Origin of the sequence: Paraburkholderia sp. USG1, assembly GCF_031570135.1 — a bacterium.
GTDB classification, from domain to species: domain Bacteria; phylum Pseudomonadota; class Gammaproteobacteria; order Burkholderiales; family Burkholderiaceae; genus Paraburkholderia; species Paraburkholderia dioscoreae.
The window spans coordinates 106,541-123,617 of the sequence record NZ_JAMWXW010000020.1 but is presented as its reverse complement, the minus strand read 5'-3'; the positions used below and the strand labels follow the sequence as shown (position 1 = coordinate 123,617).

Annotated in this window: 12 protein-coding genes; 7 read left to right on the top strand and 5 right to left on the bottom strand. The window is 62.8% G+C overall.

Annotation, left to right across the window (positions count from 1 at the left end; translation table 11 throughout):
* Nucleotides 1-31: 31 nt before the first annotated feature.
* The 3 genes from glcF (at nt 32) to NE850_RS25170 (ending at nt 3,979) form a co-directional block, all read left to right on the top strand.
* Nucleotides 32-1,273 carry a glycolate oxidase subunit GlcF gene (glcF, locus tag NE850_RS25180; RefSeq protein WP_007181943.1) on the top strand — a complete coding sequence of 414 codons (1,242 nt, stop codon included), beginning with the start codon at nt 32-34 and terminating at the stop codon, nt 1,271-1,273.
* A gap of 19 nt (nt 1,274-1,292) precedes the next feature.
* Nucleotides 1,293-1,697 (top strand): heme-binding protein, encoded by a 405-nt coding sequence (locus tag NE850_RS25175; RefSeq protein WP_007181944.1) that lies wholly within the window; start codon nt 1,293-1,295, stop codon nt 1,695-1,697.
* 107 nt (nt 1,698-1,804) lie between these two features.
* On the top strand, nt 1,805-3,979 hold the full coding sequence (locus NE850_RS25170) for a malate synthase G (protein ID WP_310699538.1): 2,175 nt from the start codon (nt 1,805-1,807) through the stop codon (nt 3,977-3,979).
* A gap of 198 nt (nt 3,980-4,177) precedes the next feature.
* On the opposite strand, the gene galU is transcribed toward NE850_RS25170, so the two are convergent.
* Nucleotides 4,178-5,095, bottom strand: a complete 918-nt coding sequence (gene galU, locus NE850_RS25165) for a UTP--glucose-1-phosphate uridylyltransferase GalU (RefSeq protein WP_007181946.1) — start codon at nt 5,093-5,095, stop codon at nt 4,178-4,180.
* Between the two features lie 285 nt (nt 5,096-5,380).
* Nucleotides 5,381-5,524, bottom strand: coding sequence for a hypothetical protein (locus tag NE850_RS25160; protein WP_007181947.1), 144 nt, complete (start codon nt 5,522-5,524; stop codon nt 5,381-5,383).
* 259 nt (nt 5,525-5,783) lie between these two features.
* Between NE850_RS25160 and NE850_RS25155 the strand changes: the two genes are divergently transcribed.
* On the top strand, nt 5,784-6,995 hold the full coding sequence (locus NE850_RS25155; protein WP_007181948.1) for an acyltransferase: 1,212 nt from the start codon (nt 5,784-5,786) through the stop codon (nt 6,993-6,995).
* A gap of 117 nt (nt 6,996-7,112) precedes the next feature.
* On the opposite strand, the gene NE850_RS25150 is transcribed toward NE850_RS25155, so the two are convergent.
* The 3 genes from NE850_RS25150 to NE850_RS25140 form a co-directional block, all read right to left on the bottom strand.
* The gene (locus tag NE850_RS25150; RefSeq protein WP_310699536.1) at nt 7,113-9,566 is read right to left on the bottom strand and encodes a glycosyltransferase family 4 protein; all 2,454 of its coding nucleotides are present in this window, start codon (nt 9,564-9,566) and stop codon (nt 7,113-7,115) included.
* Entirely contained in the window at nt 9,563-11,029 is a 1,467-nt protein-coding gene (locus tag NE850_RS25145; RefSeq protein ID WP_310699535.1) for a flippase, read from the bottom strand. Before NE850_RS25145 ends, NE850_RS25150 begins: the two co-directional genes overlap by 4 nt.
* 86 nt (nt 11,030-11,115) lie before the next feature.
* A complete protein-coding gene (locus NE850_RS25140) occupies nt 11,116-13,317 on the bottom strand; it encodes a hypothetical protein (RefSeq protein WP_310699551.1) in 2,202 nt (733 codons plus the stop codon).
* A 662-nt stretch (nt 13,318-13,979) separates the two neighbouring features.
* Here NE850_RS25140 and NE850_RS25135 point away from each other — a divergent pair.
* From NE850_RS25135 to gmd, 3 genes are all read left to right on the top strand, one after another.
* On the top strand, nt 13,980-15,080 hold the full coding sequence (locus NE850_RS25135) for an acyltransferase (protein ID WP_310699534.1): 1,101 nt from the start codon (nt 13,980-13,982) through the stop codon (nt 15,078-15,080).
* Nucleotides 15,077-15,805, top strand: coding sequence for an SGNH/GDSL hydrolase family protein (locus NE850_RS25130; RefSeq protein WP_310699533.1), 729 nt, complete (start codon nt 15,077-15,079; stop codon nt 15,803-15,805). Before NE850_RS25135 ends, NE850_RS25130 begins: the two co-directional genes overlap by 4 nt.
* Nucleotides 15,806-15,953: 148 nt before the next feature.
* Complete coding sequence (gene gmd / locus NE850_RS25125) at nt 15,954-16,997, top strand: GDP-mannose 4,6-dehydratase (protein WP_007181954.1); 1,044 nt, start codon at nt 15,954-15,956, stop codon at nt 16,995-16,997.
* Nucleotides 16,998-17,077 lie beyond the last annotated feature (80 nt).

Genomic DNA, 17,077 nt, shown 5'->3' with positions numbered 1-17,077 from the left:
GGCCTGCGAAGACCTGAAGGCGAACACCATCATGCAAACCAATCTCAGCGATGCCGCCAAAACCCTGTCTCGCGCGGACGAAGCCGAACAGATCCTGCGCGCCTGCGTGCACTGCGGCTTCTGCAACGCCACCTGCCCGACCTATCAGCTGCTCGGCAACGAACTCGACGGCCCGCGCGGGCGCATCTATCTGATCAAACAGATGCTGGAGGGCGAGCCGGTCACGCAGAAAACCCAGTTGCACCTCGATCGGTGCCTGAGTTGCCGCAACTGTGAAACCACCTGCCCGTCCGGTGTCACCTATCACACGCTGCTGGATATCGGCCGCGCCGAGCTGGAGCGGCGCATCGAGCGGCCGCTGTCCGAACGCGTGCTGCGCGAGGGTTTGCGCCGTGTGATCCCGCGCCCGGCGGTGTTCGGCGCGCTCCTGAAGACCGGCCGCGCGATGCGGCCGTTTCTTCCTGCCGCGCTTGGACGTAAAATCCCCAAGCGAAGCGCTCGGACCGACGCTGGGACACACCCGAGGCCGGCGCCGCGGCATCCGCGCAAAATGCTGATGCTGGAGGGCTGCGTGCAACCCGCGCTGTCGCCGAACACCAACGCGGCCGCCGCGCGCGTGCTCGACCGGCTCGGCATCAGCATCGTGAATGCCCCGCAGGCCGGCTGTTGCGGGGCGACCGACTATCATCTGAATGCTCAGGAGGCAGGCCTCGCGCGGGCACGGCGTAATATCGACGCATGGTGGCCCGCCCTCGAGGCCGGCGCCGAAGCCATCGTGCAAACCGCGAGCGGCTGCGGCGCGTTCATCAAGGAATATGGGCATCTGCTGCGCGACGACCCTCGCTATGCGTCAAAAGCGCAGCGGGTCAGCGAGCTGGCGCGAGACCTCGTCGAGGTATTGGCTAACGAGCCGCTCGGTCAGCTGCAAGCAAGCTTGCCAGGGCAGACTCAGCAAAGAATCGCGTTTCACTGCCCATGCACGTTGCAGCATGCGCAGAAGCTGGGCGGCGCGGTCGAGTCGATCCTGCAACAACTCGGCTTCGACCTCACCGCCGTGCCCGACGGCCATCTGTGCTGCGGATCGGCGGGCACGTATTCGATTACCCAGCCCGAGCTTGCGCAAAGGTTACGCAACAACAGGCTCGACGCGCTGGAAAGCGGCAAGCCGGAGATGATCGTCACGGCCAACATCGGCTGCCAGGTACATATGGACGGCGCCGGGCGCACTCCGGTGCGTCACTGGATAGAACTTGTAGAAGCATCCCTACCATAAACGAACCAGGAATTTCACTATGCTGAGCAAACCCGTGTTGACCCTTGCCGAAACGACCCGCATTCTCGAAGCCGCCCGCGCGGAAGCCGAGAAGAACCAGTGGGCCGTCGCCATCGTGGTGGTCGACGACGGCGGCCACCCGCTCGGACTGCTGCGTCTGGACGGCAGCGCGCCGGCCAGCTCGTACATCGCGACCGAAAAAGCCCGCACTTCGGCGATCGGCCGCCGTGAAACCAAGCTATACGAAGACATGATCAACAACGGCCGCACCGCGTTCCTGAGCGCACCGCTGCAAGGCACGCTGGAAGGCGGCGTGCCGGTGATCGTCGAGGGCCAGGTGGTCGGCGCGGTCGGCGTGTCGGGCGTCAAGTCGGATCAGGACGCGCAGATCGCCAAGGCGGGGATTCAGGCTATCGCCGCCTGAGTTCGCGTGCCGCTCGAATCCGCGGCCATCAACGAAAGAAGCTAAACCGTTGCACAACGCGGGCCGATGCCCCCTCATCGGCCCCATTCAGATAGATGGAGCAGTCGATGACTCAGATGAACCCGCGCGGCGGACTGCAAGTCGCCGCCAACCTCGACCAGTTCGTCGAAACCGAAGCCCTGCCCGGCACCGGAATCGACAGCGCTGCATTCTGGTCGGGTTTCGACGCCCTCGTACATGAGCTGGCGCCCAAAAACCGTGCGCTGCTCGCCGAGCGCGACCGCCTGCAGACCGAACTGGACAACTGGCATCGCGCCAATCCGGGTCCGGTGCGCGATCTGCGTGCGTACCGCGCGTTTCTCGAAGGCATCGGCTATATCGTGCCCGTGCCCGCCAGCGTCAAAGCCACGACCGACCACGTGGACACCGAAATCGCCGAACAGGCCGGCCCGCAACTCGTCGTGCCGCTGTCGAATCAGCGCTACGCGCTGAACGCGGCGAACGCGCGCTGGGGCAGTTTGTACGACGCGCTGTACGGCACCGACGCGATTCCCGAGACCAACGGCGCCGAAAAGCAGAAGGCTTTCAACCCGGTGCGCGGCGCCGCGGTGATCGCCTATGCACGCAAGTTTCTCGATCAGGCCGCGCCGCTCGCGAACGGCTCGCATGCCGACGCGACGCGCTATAGCGTCGAAGGCGGCAAGCTGGTCGTCACGCTGAAGAACGGCACGAGCGGGCTTAAGACGCCCGCGCAATTCATCGGCTATCAGGGCGAAGAGAGCGCGCCGTCCGCCGTGCTGCTCAAGCACAACGGCCTGCACTTCGAAATCCAGATCGATGCGAACGACTCGATCGGCAAGACCGATTCGGCGCATGTGAAGGACGTGGTGGTCGAAGCGGCGGTGAGCACGATCATCGACTGTGAAGATTCGGTCGCGGCCGTGGACGCGGACGACAAGGTCCAGCTCTATCGCAACTGGCTCGGCCTGATGAACGGCGACCTGACTGAAGAAGTCACGAAGAACGGCAAGACTTTCACGCGCCGGCTGAATGCCGACCGCGCCTACACCGCCGCGAATGGCACGGCGCCGGTCGTGCTGCATGGCCGCTCGCTGCTGTTCATCCGCAACGTCGGTCATTTGATGACCAATCCGGCGGTGCTGACCAAAGACGGCCACGAGATTCCGGAAGGCATTCTCGACGCGGTGATCACCTCGCTGTGCGCGTTGCACGACCGCAAGCACAAGCTGAATTCGCGCACCGGCTCGATCTATATCGTCAAGCCGAAGATGCACGGTCCGGCCGAAGTCGCTTTCGCCAGCGAGTTGTTCGCGCGCGTGGAAGACCTGCTGAAGCTGCCGCGCAATACGATCAAGATGGGCATCATGGACGAGGAGCGCCGCACCAGCGTGAACCTGCTCGCCTGTATCAACGAAGCGTCGGAGCGTGTCGCGTTCATCAACACCGGTTTCCTCGACCGTACCGGCGACGAGATGCACACGGCAATGGAAGCCGGTCCGATGCTGCGCAAGGGCGACATGAAGTCGAGCGCGTGGATCGCGGCTTATGAACGCAGCAACGTGCTGGTCGGTTTGAGCGCGGGCCTGCGTGGCCGCTCGCAGATCGGCAAGGGCATGTGGGCCATGCCCGATCTGATGCACGCCATGCTCGAACAGAAGATCGCGCATCCGAAGGCCGGTGCGAACACCGCGTGGGTGCCCTCGCCGACCGCCGCCACGCTGCACGCGTTGCACTACCACCAGGTCGACGTGCAAGCGGTCCAGCAGGAACTGGAGCGCACGGATTACGCGAAGGTGCGTGACGAACTGCTCGACGGCCTGCTGACCATTCCCGTGGTGGCCGAGGCGAATTGGAGCGAAGACGAGATCCGCAGCGAGATCGACAACAACGCGCAGGGCATTCTCGGCTACGTGGTGCGCTGGATCGACCAGGGCGTGGGTTGCTCGAAGGTGCCGGACATTCACAACGTCGGCCTGATGGAAGACCGTGCCACGCTGCGTATTTCCAGCCAGCACATCGCCAACTGGCTGTATCACGGCGTGGTGAAGCGTGAACTGGTTGAAGAAACGTTCAGGCGCATGGCCAAGGTGGTCGACGAGCAGAACGCGGGTGACCCGCTCTACAAGCCGATGTCGCCGGGCTTCGACACGATCGCCTTCAAGGCCGCGCAAGCGCTGGTGTTCGAAGGACGCCAGCAGCCGAGCGGATATACGGAACCGTTGCTGCACAAGTTCCGGCTGGAAGTGAAGAAAGAGGCTTGATGCCTCGAACGCCGGGCGCGCGTGAAGCATGGGCCGGCTGAAAAAAGACGGGCGCCGCGTGGTTTGCGGCGCCCGTTTAATGTGCGCGGTGCTGCTGCGCGTTGCTTCTGCGTGATAAGTTTCGCGGCGTGCGCTGCCTTGAAGGGATGACAACCCGCATCAGCCGCTTGCGCTAACCGCAGCGGCTTCCGGCACGGCTCAAGCCGCTTCCGCCGCATACTGCGCCGGCACACCTTCCTGCATGTTGGTCTGCATATACGCCTGCAAATACGCTTCGAATTCCGCCTTCACTTCCGGATGACGCAGCGCGAATTCCACCGTCGCCTTCAGATAGCCCAGCTTGCTGCCGCAATCGAAACGCGTGCCGAAATAGCGATATGCAAGCACCTGCTCTTCGGTCAGCAGCGATTGCACCGCGTCGGTCAATTGCAACTCGCCCCCCGCACCCGGCTTCAACGCACGGATATGCTTGAAGATGGTCGGCATCAGCACATAGCGGCCCACCACGCCGAGATTCGACGGCGCCTTATCAGGCGCCGGCTTCTCGACGATGCCCGACAGCTTGATCACGTTGTCTTCCCATTCGCGGCCGTCCACCACGCCGTACGAGCGGCTGTCTTCGCGCGCAATGGTTTCCACGCCGATCACCGAGCTGTGATAGTGGTTGAACGTATCGACAAGCTGGCTCATTACCGGCTTCGAGCTGTGCAGCAGGTCGTCGGCCAGAATCACGGCGAACGGGCTGTCGCCCACCAGTTTCTCGGCGCACAGCACCGCATGGCCGAGACCGAGCGCTTCGGCCTGGCGCACGTAGAAACAGTCGACGTTGGCCGGCTTGATGCTGCGCACCAGGTCGAGCAGCTTCTGCTTGTTACGCGCCTCGAGTTCCGCTTCGATCTCGTAGGACTTGTCGAAATGATCTTCGATGGCGCGCTTGCTGCGGCCCGTCACGAAGATCATCTCGGTGATGCCGGCGGCAATCGCTTCTTCGACCGCGTATTGAATCAGCGGCTTATCCACGATCGGCAGCATTTCCTTCGGACTTGCTTTGGTAGCCGGCAGGAATCGTGTCCCGAGGCCCGCTACGGGAAACACGGCTTTGGTGACTTTCAGCATGGTAGGCATTCCCACATCGGTTAGAAATTAGTGTGTTCGCGGGCCAGGCGGCCAATCGATGTCGCTGGAAAGACTAGCAAAAAATTACGCCAGTGCGCACGCGAAATTTCCTCAATCGGAATAAATAAATCCATTCTATTTCGATATGCAGAATCGTCATAAGCAACAATTACATATTGAAATGGATTTATTTTTTGGATTTTCAGAAAATTCTACATATCCTGACAAGTGGCCTGCACAGACATAAGGCGCAGCGGCGCGCGCCCGCTGCCTCTTCAAGCGCCGTTATTCGTTGTCGTCGAGCTGGGGCAGCTTGCCCGGGTTCATACGAAAACGGCGGATAGGCTCGTTGCGCAGCGCCTCCCGATAAGCCGAGGCGGCGACAAGGATCAGCAGCACGGCAATGCCGGCGAGTAAATGCAGGTTCATGACTTCACCTCGTGATCAAGAGAGTCCGTGCCTTAAATTAGCACGACAAAAGCGGTAAATAATTCGCCTTTGCGTGCGGATATCTTCAATTACAATTCGTCACAAAATCTCCGCTTAATGCAAATCACCCCGCAATTTTTTATCGATTTTTTGCGCGCGCCGTGCACTAGCATGTCATGCACCGTGGACGCGTACGGCGTCCGCGCGAACTCGCGAACCCGCCAAGCTGGTTCTCCCTCCGTCAGAATAAGGACCGCGCATGAGCGACTCAGCACTGGATGCCGCCGGCTCATCCCTGCCCCTCTCCCCGCCTCGCACGGCGGCCGCGCCGCGCGCCCAGAGCGAAGCGCGCGCCGACAGCGCCGGCAAGGAGCATGTGATCGACGCGATGCGAGGCTTTGCCGCCTTGCTGGTCGCGTATTTTCATTGCCGCCAGGTCGAATGGGTCGGCATGCAGGCGTTTCACCAGAGCATGGGCCACGCATTCAGCCTGAATGCGATCGCCGCGTATCTGACGTTCCCGATTGCGTGGGGTTCGGCGGGCGTGCCGATTTTCTTCGTCATCAGCGGCTATTGCATTCACCGTGGCGGCGCGCTGCGGCTCGCCGGCAATCCCGCCTACCGGCTCGATATGGGCAATTTCTGGGTGCGCCGTTTCGCGCGCATTTATCCCGTGCTGCTCGCGGCGCTGGTGCTGACCTTCGCGCTCGACTGGTTCAGCCTGCAGTTGCCGCCCGTCAATCACAAGATCCGCGAGATCGGCCTGCAGGCGTTCCTCGTCAACCTGTTTTCGCTGCAAGGCGTGGCCGGCAAGACGTTCGGCTCGAATGGCGCGCTCTGGACACTCTCGCTCGAAGTGCAGTTCTATGCGATCTATCCGCTGCTATTCGCGCTGCGCCGGCGCATCGGCATGACGTCCGTGCTGGCGATCGTCGCGGTGATCAACGTGGTGTCCGCCTACGTGCTGGAGCGTCACGACATTCAGTTCTTCACGTCGTACTGGTTATCGTGGACGCTCGGCGCGTGGATCGCCGACGCCCGTGCCCGTAGCGCGCCGCAGGCCCGCCTGCCGGTGTGGCTGTATGCGCTCGCCGCGGCGTTCGTCGCACTCGGCTGCGCGGCATTTCATTTCGGCCAGTACGGTGCATTCCAGCTCTGGGCGATCGGCTTCGCGTTCTATCTGTACAAGGCGCTGGAGCGCGGCAGCGCCGAGCGCAGCCCTGGCTTCGGCATGCGCCTGCTCTCGCGGCTCGGCGATTTCAGCTTCTCGCTGTATCTGATCCATCTGCCGATCTTCGTGCTGCTATCGTCGCTGCTGTTCCGCTCGTCACTGCAAATGTCGATCTGGCCGTCGTTCGGCTACATGCTGGTGGCGGTGCCGGCGGCTTACGTGTTCTACCGGCTGGTCGAGTTGCCGGCCATGAAGTGGTCCGCCAGCTTCAAGCCGAAAGCGGCACTCAAACAGGCCTGACAACACGGGCGACACCCAGGCGACAAAAAAACGGAGCGAAGATCCTCAGACTTTCGCTCCGCTGCGCAAACGGCAGGGACTGGCCGAGTCCCTGCCCACCCCGCGTAAAAATCCTCCCTAAGCCGTTGCAGGGCCCGTCACACGCTTCAGAATCCGCTCGACACCCTCGACATAGGCGGCCGTGCCGAACCGGCTCAGCGCCGTCTGATACCCGTTCCTGACTAGCCGGTTGCGCAGCTCGTCGTTCGAGCGCAATTCGGCGAGCGTGTCGGCAAGGCCATGCGCATCCGCCGGGGTGCACAGCACGCCGTTCTCGTAATCGTCGATGATCTCCAGCACGCCGCCCGCTCGTGCCGCCACCACCGGCCGCTGCGCCAGCATGCCTTCGACGATCACGCGGCCGAACGGCTCCGGCGTGATCGACGTATGGACGACCGCGTCGACCGCGCACATGCAGGCCGCGATATCGTGCTGGAAGCCGAGAAAATGCACCCGCCCGCCGAGGTTGTGCGCGGCGACGAACGCGTGCAGTTCGATCTCGTACTGGTCTTCGCCGAAGAGCGGCGCGCCCACCAGCACCGCATGCATCTGCGGATTGAGGACCATCGCTTCGAGCAGCACGTGCTGCCCCTTCCAACGCGCCAGACGGCTGAACGAGCCCACCAGAAACGCGTCCTGCGGCAAGCCGAGGCGTTTGCGCAGCGTTGCTTGCGGGACCGTGCGCAAAGCGTCGAACGGCGCGGCGGAAATGCCGTTGAACACCACGTCGATGCGTTTTTCGTCGAACTGCGTCAGCTCGGCGAAGGCGCGCGCCGACGCGGCCGAATTGGCGATCACATGCGTGAGGCCAAGACGCGCGCACCATTTGATGACCGCCAGTTGCTTGCCGCCGAAATGCTCGGGGCTCACGATATCGCGCAGATGCCAGACCACCGGGCGCCTCGCCAGCTTGCCGGCGAGTGCGCCGATCACCATCGCGCGCTGGGTGTTCGCGTAGATCACGTCGGCCTTGCGCGCGCGTTTGGCCGTGGCGCGCACGAGCGACAGCAGGCCTTTGAGCGCCTGGCCCTTCGGCAATGAACCGCCCTGCTTGCGAACATGGCGCAGCGCGCCCGCGTCGAGCACGTCGACGGCCACGCCGGCTTTGGCGAGCGCGGTGCGGAACGGGCCGTCGTCGAACAGCACGACCTCGATGCGCGAGCGCAATGCCTTGACGATTTCCAGCAGCGACAGTTCAGCGCCGCCGAGCACGCCGCTTTGATCGACGGCCAGAATGCGCGGTCCGCTGGCGACGGCCTCGGCCGTGTACGGCACGTACGGCGGCAGCGTGGCCGTGCGCAACGTCGGCACCGCGGCCCGCACATGCGCGAAGAAACGCTCGCGGAAATGCGCGGCGGAAAACTGCTCGGCGTTCGCGCGGCAATCCAGCGGCGAAAAACGCTTCACGTGGTCGTCGAAACGCTCGACGGCGGCGATGATCGATTCGGCATCCTGTTCATCGAAGAACATGCCGGTGGGCCGGGGCTCGGACAGATCGCGCACGGTTTCGAGCGCACCGCCCTTGCCGTAGGCGATCACCGGCGTGCCGCAGGCCTGCGCCTCGACCACGGAAATACCGAAGTCTTCTTCCGCGGCGAACACGAAGGCCTTGGCGCGGCTCATCCGGTCCTTGAGCACCTTGAACGGCTGGTAGCCCATGATCTCGACGTTCGGCCCTGCTTTCGCGCGGATCTTCTGCATGTCGGGACCGTCGCCGATCACCACGAGCTTGCGCTCCGGCATGCGCGCGAACGCTTCGACGATCAGATCGATCTTCTTGTACGGCACCATTCGCGAGGCGGTCAGATAGAAGTCGTCCTTCTCGGTGCAGAGCGCGAAGGCTTCGACGTCGACCGGCGGAAAGATCACGTGCGCGTCGCGCTGGTAGACCTTCTTGATACGACGCGCAATGAATTCGGAGTTGGCGACGAAGCCATCCACCGAATTCGACGTACGGATATCCCAGTTGCGGATGTAATGCAGAATCAGCCGCGCCATACCAGACTTCAGGCCGGCGGTCAGTTTCGACTGCCGCAGATACTGGTGCTGCAGATCCCAAGCATAGCGGATCGGCGAATGCACGTAGCTGATATGCACCTGGTCGGGGCCGGTCAGAATGCCCTTGGCGACCGCATGGCTGCTCGAAATCACCACGTCGTAGGCCGATACGTCGAGCTGTTCGATCGCGAGCGGCATCAGCGGCAGATACGAGCGGTACCTGGTGCGCGCGAGCGGCAGCTTCTGGATGAACGACGTCGTGACGGGTTTGCCGCGCAGAAAGCTGTGATCGTCGAGAAAATCGACGAGGCTGAACAGGTCCGCGTCTGGAAAGCACGCAACAATCTGTTCGAGCACCTTCTCCGCCCCCGCATACGTGACGAGCCAGTCATGCACGATCGCAACGCGTACCGTTTTATCCCCGCGGAATACCGCGCGGCGCGGCGCCTGAACGCCGGGAACGGTGGTGAGTTCGGCCAGTGCGCTGCGCGTCGCGGGTTGCAGCACGGCTTCTTCAAGGACTTCGTGGTTCATGCGCTTTTCCTCGGATTCAGTCGCAACAGCAGTAAACGCGCAAGATCGCGCAAGGCGGGTGTCATGGTGATCGACCAGGCGACATTCGCGCCCACCATCAATACGCCGGCAACCATCGCCGCCGCGAGACCCGGCAGAAAACTGGCAAGCCACAGGCTGGCCAGCAGGAAAGCGAGGTGGGCGAGCATGTCGAGCACGATCTGCCGCGCGTGAATCGCCGACAGGCGCAGCAACAGGGCGTAGTCGAACAACGCCCGGCCGGCCACGGCCACTGCCGCGCCGGTCAGACCGAAATGCGTGATGCCGAACCACAATGCCCCTGCAAACAGGGGCAATTCGAACAAACCGACGCGCGCGGCGGTGGCCGGATTGACCTGCGACTGGATCAGGATCCGCGTGACGTTCGCCTGGCCGACGAGCCACACGGCGATGATCATGATGCGGCCCACCGGCGCCGCCACGGTGGCGATCTCATTGCCGACCCACAGATGCAGGAACGGTTCGAGCACCAGCATCGCGACCAGCGCGACCGGTGTGAACACGCCGTTGAGAAATTCGAGCGACTGCCGGGTGATGGTGTCGGCATCGGCACGGCCGACTGCGGAGAGCCGCGGAAACAGCGTGCGCACCAGCGCGGTCGGCACGATGTTCAGACGCGTCACGAGGTTTTGCGGCACCGTGTAATAGGTGACGAAACGCGCGCCGAGACTCGTGCCGAGCATCACGCGGTCGAGCGAGTCGGCGATCATGGTGGTGACGCTCGCAATCAGCATCCAGCCGCCGAAATTGAACAGCCCTTTCGCCACGCCGAACTGCGGCGGCAGAATGCGGCGGATTTCCAGCACTTTCAGCGCGGAACGGCCCAGCAGCAGCGCGGCGACGATTCGCGCGAACACCGCGGCGGCCAGCACGTTCTGCAAGGTCGCGCCCATCCACAGGGCGGCGCCGAGCGGCAGCAACTGGAACAGGAAGGTGCCGATGGTCTGATTCGTGTTGTAGACGCCGAAGCGTTCTGCGCCGTTGATCGCACCCGCGAACACCCACGACACGTTGGCGATCGGAATCGCCACCGCGAGCCACGGCAGCGCCATATACACCTCGTGCTGCAACTCGGGCGAGACCTTGGTGAAATACGCGGTGTAGAGAAAGGCGCCGAAATAGATGATCAATCCGCCTATCACGCCGGTTGCGAGATTGAGCCACGTCGCGCTCCAGAACACGCGCTCGCTCTCTTCCCTGTCGCCGGATGCGCGCGCCTTCGAGATGTGATTCTGCGCGGCCATGCTCATGCCGAGATCGAGAATCCCGAAGTAGCCGATCAGCGTCCACACGAGACTGATTACGCCGTAGCGCTCGACGCCGAGCAGCCTGATATACGACGGCACGGTCACGAGCGAGACGAAAGTCGGCAGCACCAATCCGAAGAAATTGATCGCTACGTTCCTGAGAATGCCTTTGTCCATCGGATGCCCTGGTTTGTCTACGGTTGCCTGGCTGCGGTTGCCTGGTGTTGCCTGGTTATGCGAATGAAGTGCTCATGTTTCGCTCATCAAGGCTTCCAGCGGTACATCATCACTTTGCCGCGCGCGTCTTCCTCGACGAACACGAGGTACTCGCCATTGCTGCGTCTGGCGGCGCTGATGCCGTTCGGCACATCCACCCAGCCCGACGCGCGCCCCACTTCCGGGCCCGGCCGGATCACGCCGATCTCCTTGCCGCTGTCCTTGTCCCACACGTGCACCGCGCCGACCGGTTCGACGCCGAAGAGGTATTGCCCTTCGACCGTCAGGCCGATGATGGTGGCGATGGGTTTGCTCTGCGTCTGCCACGGCAGCGTGATCGCATAGCGCTGCACCGGATTGCCGCTCGACCATTTGTCGTAGCGCACCAGCACGCGGCCCACTTCTTTCCAGAAGCCGCGATCGACCGGCGTGTCGGGCGTATAGCCCGTCACGTACAGGGTGTCGGTGTCCGGGTCGTAGATCGCGCGATGCAGTTCCGTGAACGGCTGCGGCACCGGGTACTGCGTCATGTTCGAATACGAGTAGACCGGATTGCCCTTCGCATCCAGCCCGCCGAAACGGAAGCGATAAATGCCCTTCGTATCGCGCGTGCGCCAGATGTCGCCGGCGGTGTCCACCCACCAGCCCCAGCCGCCGGCGAGCTTGGTGCCGGTCGTGTTGAGTGTGAATTCGTCGGTGTCGAACCTGCCGTCGCCGTTCGCATCGCGCCAGATCCAGTCGCCGCCCGGCGGCGCATTCGGCACCTTGGCCACCGCGCGCTCACGTCCCGCGATAAAGCCCGAAGGAATTGCCGTTTCGCCGTCGTGCTGCGGATCGAAGCGATAGATCTTCAGATGGTCCGCGTACATATCCGTGAGGTACAGGAAGGTGCGGCCCTTCAGTTTGCGGGCAGTCGGCAGGCCCGGATACTGGTCGGTGTGAAACACCGGGTCGTCCGGATACTTGAAGCGGTTCGATAGAAAACCCACGTATTTCCAGTCCTGTCCAGCAGGTTTCGACAGATCGAGCTCGAAGCGCTTGTTGCCGGTATAGACGCTGTCCGGGCGCGACGGGTCGATCCACGCGCCGTCGACGAACAGTAGCCCCTGCAGCTGCCAGTTCTGTTTGCCGTCTGGCGCATAGCTTTCGAGCGTCGCGCCGAGTCCCGCGCCGATCGGGTCGTAACGCGGACCGATCCCGTTGGTCGACACGTATACGTTGCCGCGCGCATCCACGCCCACACCGGTCAGTCCGTTGAACCGTTGCGGTCCCGGTTTGCCGGCGACGCCGCTGAAAATGCCGCCGCGCTCGCCAAGCGAGCCCGACTCCGCATAGCGGCCGTTATTCCTGCTGAAATACAGCACCTGCTGACGCGGACCGTTGTCGGCGATCAGCACGCGGCCTTGCGCATCGACCGCGATATCCACTGCAATCGTTCCGCCAGGCAGCGTGAAGTTTTCGTCGATGCGCTTGCCCGCTGCCGTGTAGTGTTCGACGCGCGGCGCAGCGTCGTTGCGCGTGCCGCTCAATACCCACAGCGTGCCGTCCGGCGCCAGCGCAATACGGCCCGGCTCGTGCACGCTCCAGGTGGTCTTCTGCTGCATCGATTCCGCGTCGTACACCTCGATACGATCGCGCGCCGTGTTGGCCGCATAGAGCGTGGTGTCGTTCGCCGCGAGGCCGCCGATTTCGGCGCTCGTGCCGGTGGGCACTTCGTTCATCATCAGGAAGCCGGCCGCCAGTTGCGCGTGCGGATCGGCGCTTTTCGCGGCGGGCTGGAACGGCGCGGCGCGTTTCGGATCGGCGATCTGCCGGCGCGAGATGCCGAACCACTGCTTGCCCTTCTCCGGCCACACGCCCTGCTCGACCAGCCGCCCCTTCTCGTTGCCGACCGCGATCGCGACGAACGCGTACTTGCGATTCACCGCGACCGCGCTGCCGCCGCCGTTACCCCAGCCGTGCGTGCCGCCCGCGAAGCCGAGCATCTTGCCGTTCTGATACACGCTCGCTTCCGCGCCACTTTCGTCCCACGGCGCGTTCGTATAGACCTTGCCGTCGGGCGACACCGCAATAGCGGTGATGTTGATCTGCGCCCAGGTGCCGTCGCCGAAACCAAACGTATTGCCGATCCATGACGTTTTCGCGTTCAACGCGGTTTCCGCATGAACCGTGAAACTGACCGATTCCGCGGTCAGTCCCGCAGCGCACGCAAATACGGCGAGCCAGCTTTTGAACGTGAAACGGGGCAAGGTATTTCCTCCAATCAGCGCCGCGCCGCGCGCGGGCAACGAGACTCGCGCGGCTGCATAAGCCGGTGAAATGACGGTTCGAATCGCAGTCGATCCCATGATGCAAATTGCTAGAAGCCATGCAAGGACATGAGGCAGATTCGTGCGAGGACGGGGGCGAGGCAGCGCGTCGGCACAACGGCTGCCGCGAGTCCGGTGGTCACGCGACGCGCGAACCCACGCGCCGTCCTTGGCCACCCAATCCGCACGGCTCACATTACGCGGAAAAAACACCGCGACGAAAATCGAAAATAATTCAAAAATATTCGGTGCTTTAAGCGCCGTGAAAGAAACTGATTTAAAAATCGATTAAAACGAAATCATCTTCGATGTGCGGCGCCGAGCGCTCTTTGCATCATCCTTACCGATCTCCCGTCGCGTGATCCGCACTTATTACATATCCCATGTCCATTCGGCGCAACCATAAAAATTCATTGCGAATGGATAACGAAACCCCCTGTTGCAATCTGATTCATTTATCCAATTCATTCCCGTTTTTTCACGATTTTATTTTCCCTAGAATCGATTGCACTTCCGTTGCGACGCGAAGCGAGCGCGCCTGTTCTCCGCAAGCCTCGCGCGACGCTTCGCCCGGCCCATCCGCTTCACACCATGGACGGTTCATGACTGCCAGCGCACTGCCCTTAGCGCCCTCTCACTCCCGCCGCATCGTGCAGCTCGACGGCTTGCGCGCCATCGCCGTGCTCGCCGTATTCGCGCAGCACGCACTGAAAGCGCCGCTGTGGATGGGTGTCGATCTGTTTTTTGTTCTGAGCGGCTTTCTGATCACCGGCATCCTGCTCGAACGCAAGGCGCGCGGGCAGTCGTATTTCGGCTATTTCTACGCACGCCGGGCACGCCGCATCCTGCCGCCGTATGTGCTGCTGATGGTGGTGTCGTCGATTCTGTTCGGCTTCGGGTGGGCGCAGCACTGGCAGTGGTACGCATTCTTCGCGACCAATATCGGCGACGCGCTCAATCAGAGCGGTCACGACAGCCTGAATGTGCTGTGGTCACTCGCCGTCGAGGAGCAGTTCTATATTTTCTGGCCATTCGTGATCCTGCTCTTGCCCGAGCGCGTGCTCGGCTACGTGGCGACCGCGTTGATCCTGCTGGTGCCAGTGCTGCGCGCGGTAGCCACGCCCTGGTTCGATTCGTTCTGGCCGATCTATTACCTCACGCCGTTCCGCATGGATCTGCTCGCGGCCGGTGCGTTGCTCGCGGTTGCCGTGCGGCGTGACCGTAATGCGCTCGAACCGTTCAAGGGCGTCGCGGTGGTGGGACTGTTCGCGGCGCTGGCGGTGCTGGCCTGGCTGCATCTGCACTTTCCGCGCTTTCGCGCGGCGAATACGCCGCTCTCGAACGCCGGGCTCTACAGCGTTTCGTTGGTGCTTTGTACTTCCGTCGTGGTCATCGCCCTGCAAAGCAAGGGCATCGTCAAACGGCTGCTGTGCAACCCCGTGCTGGTCTATATCGGCACCATCAGCTACACGATCTATCTGATTCACCTGAGCGTGCTGTACACGCTTTGGCCGCTGCATCTGAACCGTTATGTGACCGCCGCGCTGGCACTCGCGATCACGCTGGTCTACGCCACCATCACATGGTTCGCGTTCGAGAAGCGCCTGATTTTCGGCTCGGCGGGCAAGACGAATGCGCAGACACAGACACATTCGCAGACCGCGGCCGGCGGCGTGAGCACCGCGCCGCAAAGCCGCGCATGAAACGCCGTGCATGGCTCGCTGCCAGCGTGTGGGCGGCAGCGTCAATGCTTGCGCCGGTCGCGATCGCCGTGGGCCCGGGCCCACAAACACAGGTGCTGATCGAGGCCTACGGCGATTCGACCACCCTCGGCATTACCTGCAGCGACGGCCACTGCGGCCCGCAGGCGCAAAACGCGGTGTCCTATCTGCAAGACGAACTGCAGTCGCGCCACGGCGAACGGGTGCGTATCACGAACTATGGCGTGGGCAACACGATGGCGGCGCAACTGCGCGACGGCACGGGCAATCGCCGCGCCGGGCCGACGGCCGGCCTGCCCTGGCAGGAACGGCTCGCCGCCTCGCCCGCGCAGATCGTGCTGATCAACTACGGCATCAACGAAGTGATGCAGAACCAGACGCCCGAGCAGTTCTACACGGCCGAGACGACGCTCGTGAAAACCGCCCGCGCGCTCGGCAAAGAGCCGGTTCTGCAGACCGCGAATCCGATGCCCGACAACCGGCTCAACGCGCGGCTCGCCACGATGGTCGCGATGACGCGCCGCGTGGCCGCCGAGCAGCAGGTGCCGCTGGTCGATCAGTTCGCCTACATCAGCAATCTGCCGGACTGGAAGACATTGATGTCCGATGGTGCACACCCCAAACCGGGTTTGTACCGGCTCAAGGCGGAACGGGATTTTCAGGTCGTCGAACCATTGGTGCGGCGGCTGCTGGACGGCACGCCCTGAAGCGCTTTTGCAAGTGTGGTTCGCGCTTTGGTGCCTTTGGCGCTTGCGGAACGTGCTTCTGAGATGTGTTTCCGGGTGTGCCGATGAAATGCGCCTTTACCGGCGCGACTGCTTTTTCTCTTTCTTTTAACAATCTCGAAGGCAAGCTATGAGCCAACCACGCAAAGCGATCATCACCGGCGTATCCGGTCAGGACGGCGCCTATCTGACCAAACTGCTGCTCGACAAGGGCTACCATGTGACCGGCACCTACCGGCGCACGAGTTCCGTCAATTTCTGGCGCATGCGTGAGCTGGGCGTGCTCGATCATCCGAATCTGCGTCTGGTCGAGCACGATCTCACCGATCTGGGTTCGACGCTGCGTCTGCTCGAAGGCGCGCAGGCCGACGAGTTGTACAACCTCGCCGCGCAGAGCTTCGTGGGCGTTTCGTTCGACCAGCCGGTGACGACCGCCGAAGTGACCGGCATCGGCGCGCTGAATCTGCTCGAAGGCATCCGCATTCTCAACCCGAAGACGCGTTACTACCAGGCGTCGACGTCGGAAATGTTCGGTCTCGTGCAGGCTGTGCCGCAACGCGAAGACACGCCCTTCTATCCGCGCAGCCCGTATGGCGTCGCCAAGCTGTTCGCGCACTGGTCAACGATTAATTACCGCGAGTCGTACGGCCTCTTCGCGAGCAGCGGGATTCTGTTCAATCACGAATCGCCGCTGCGTGGCCGTGAATTCGTCACCCGCAAGATCACCGACACGGTCGCCAAGATCAAGCTCGGCAAGCAGGACGTGCTCGAGCTGGGCAACATGAGCGCGAGGCGCGACTGGGGCTTCGCGCTCGAATACGTGGAAGGCATGTGGCGCATGCTGCAAGCCGACGAGCCGGACACCTTCGTGCTCGCCACCGGCCGCACCGAAACGGTCCGCGATTTCGTGCGCATGGCGTTCGCCGCCGCGGGGTATCAGCTCGAATGGTCGGGCAAGGAAGAGCGCGAAACCGGTATCGATGTCGCTACCGGCAAGACACTGGTGCGTGTGAATCCGAAGTTCTATCGCCCGGCCGAGGTGGATCTGCTGATCGGCTGCGCGGACAAGGCTCACGAGAAGCTCGGCTGGAAACCGGCAACCACGCTGGAACAGCTGTGCCACATGATGGTTCATGCGGATCTGGGGCGCAACGAGCATCACGAGACGTTCTGATTCGCGATGGAAACGCGCGGCCGCGCTGGCGGTCGTGCATCTTCACCGGCTGGGATCTTCTTTCATGCCATGCCGTAACG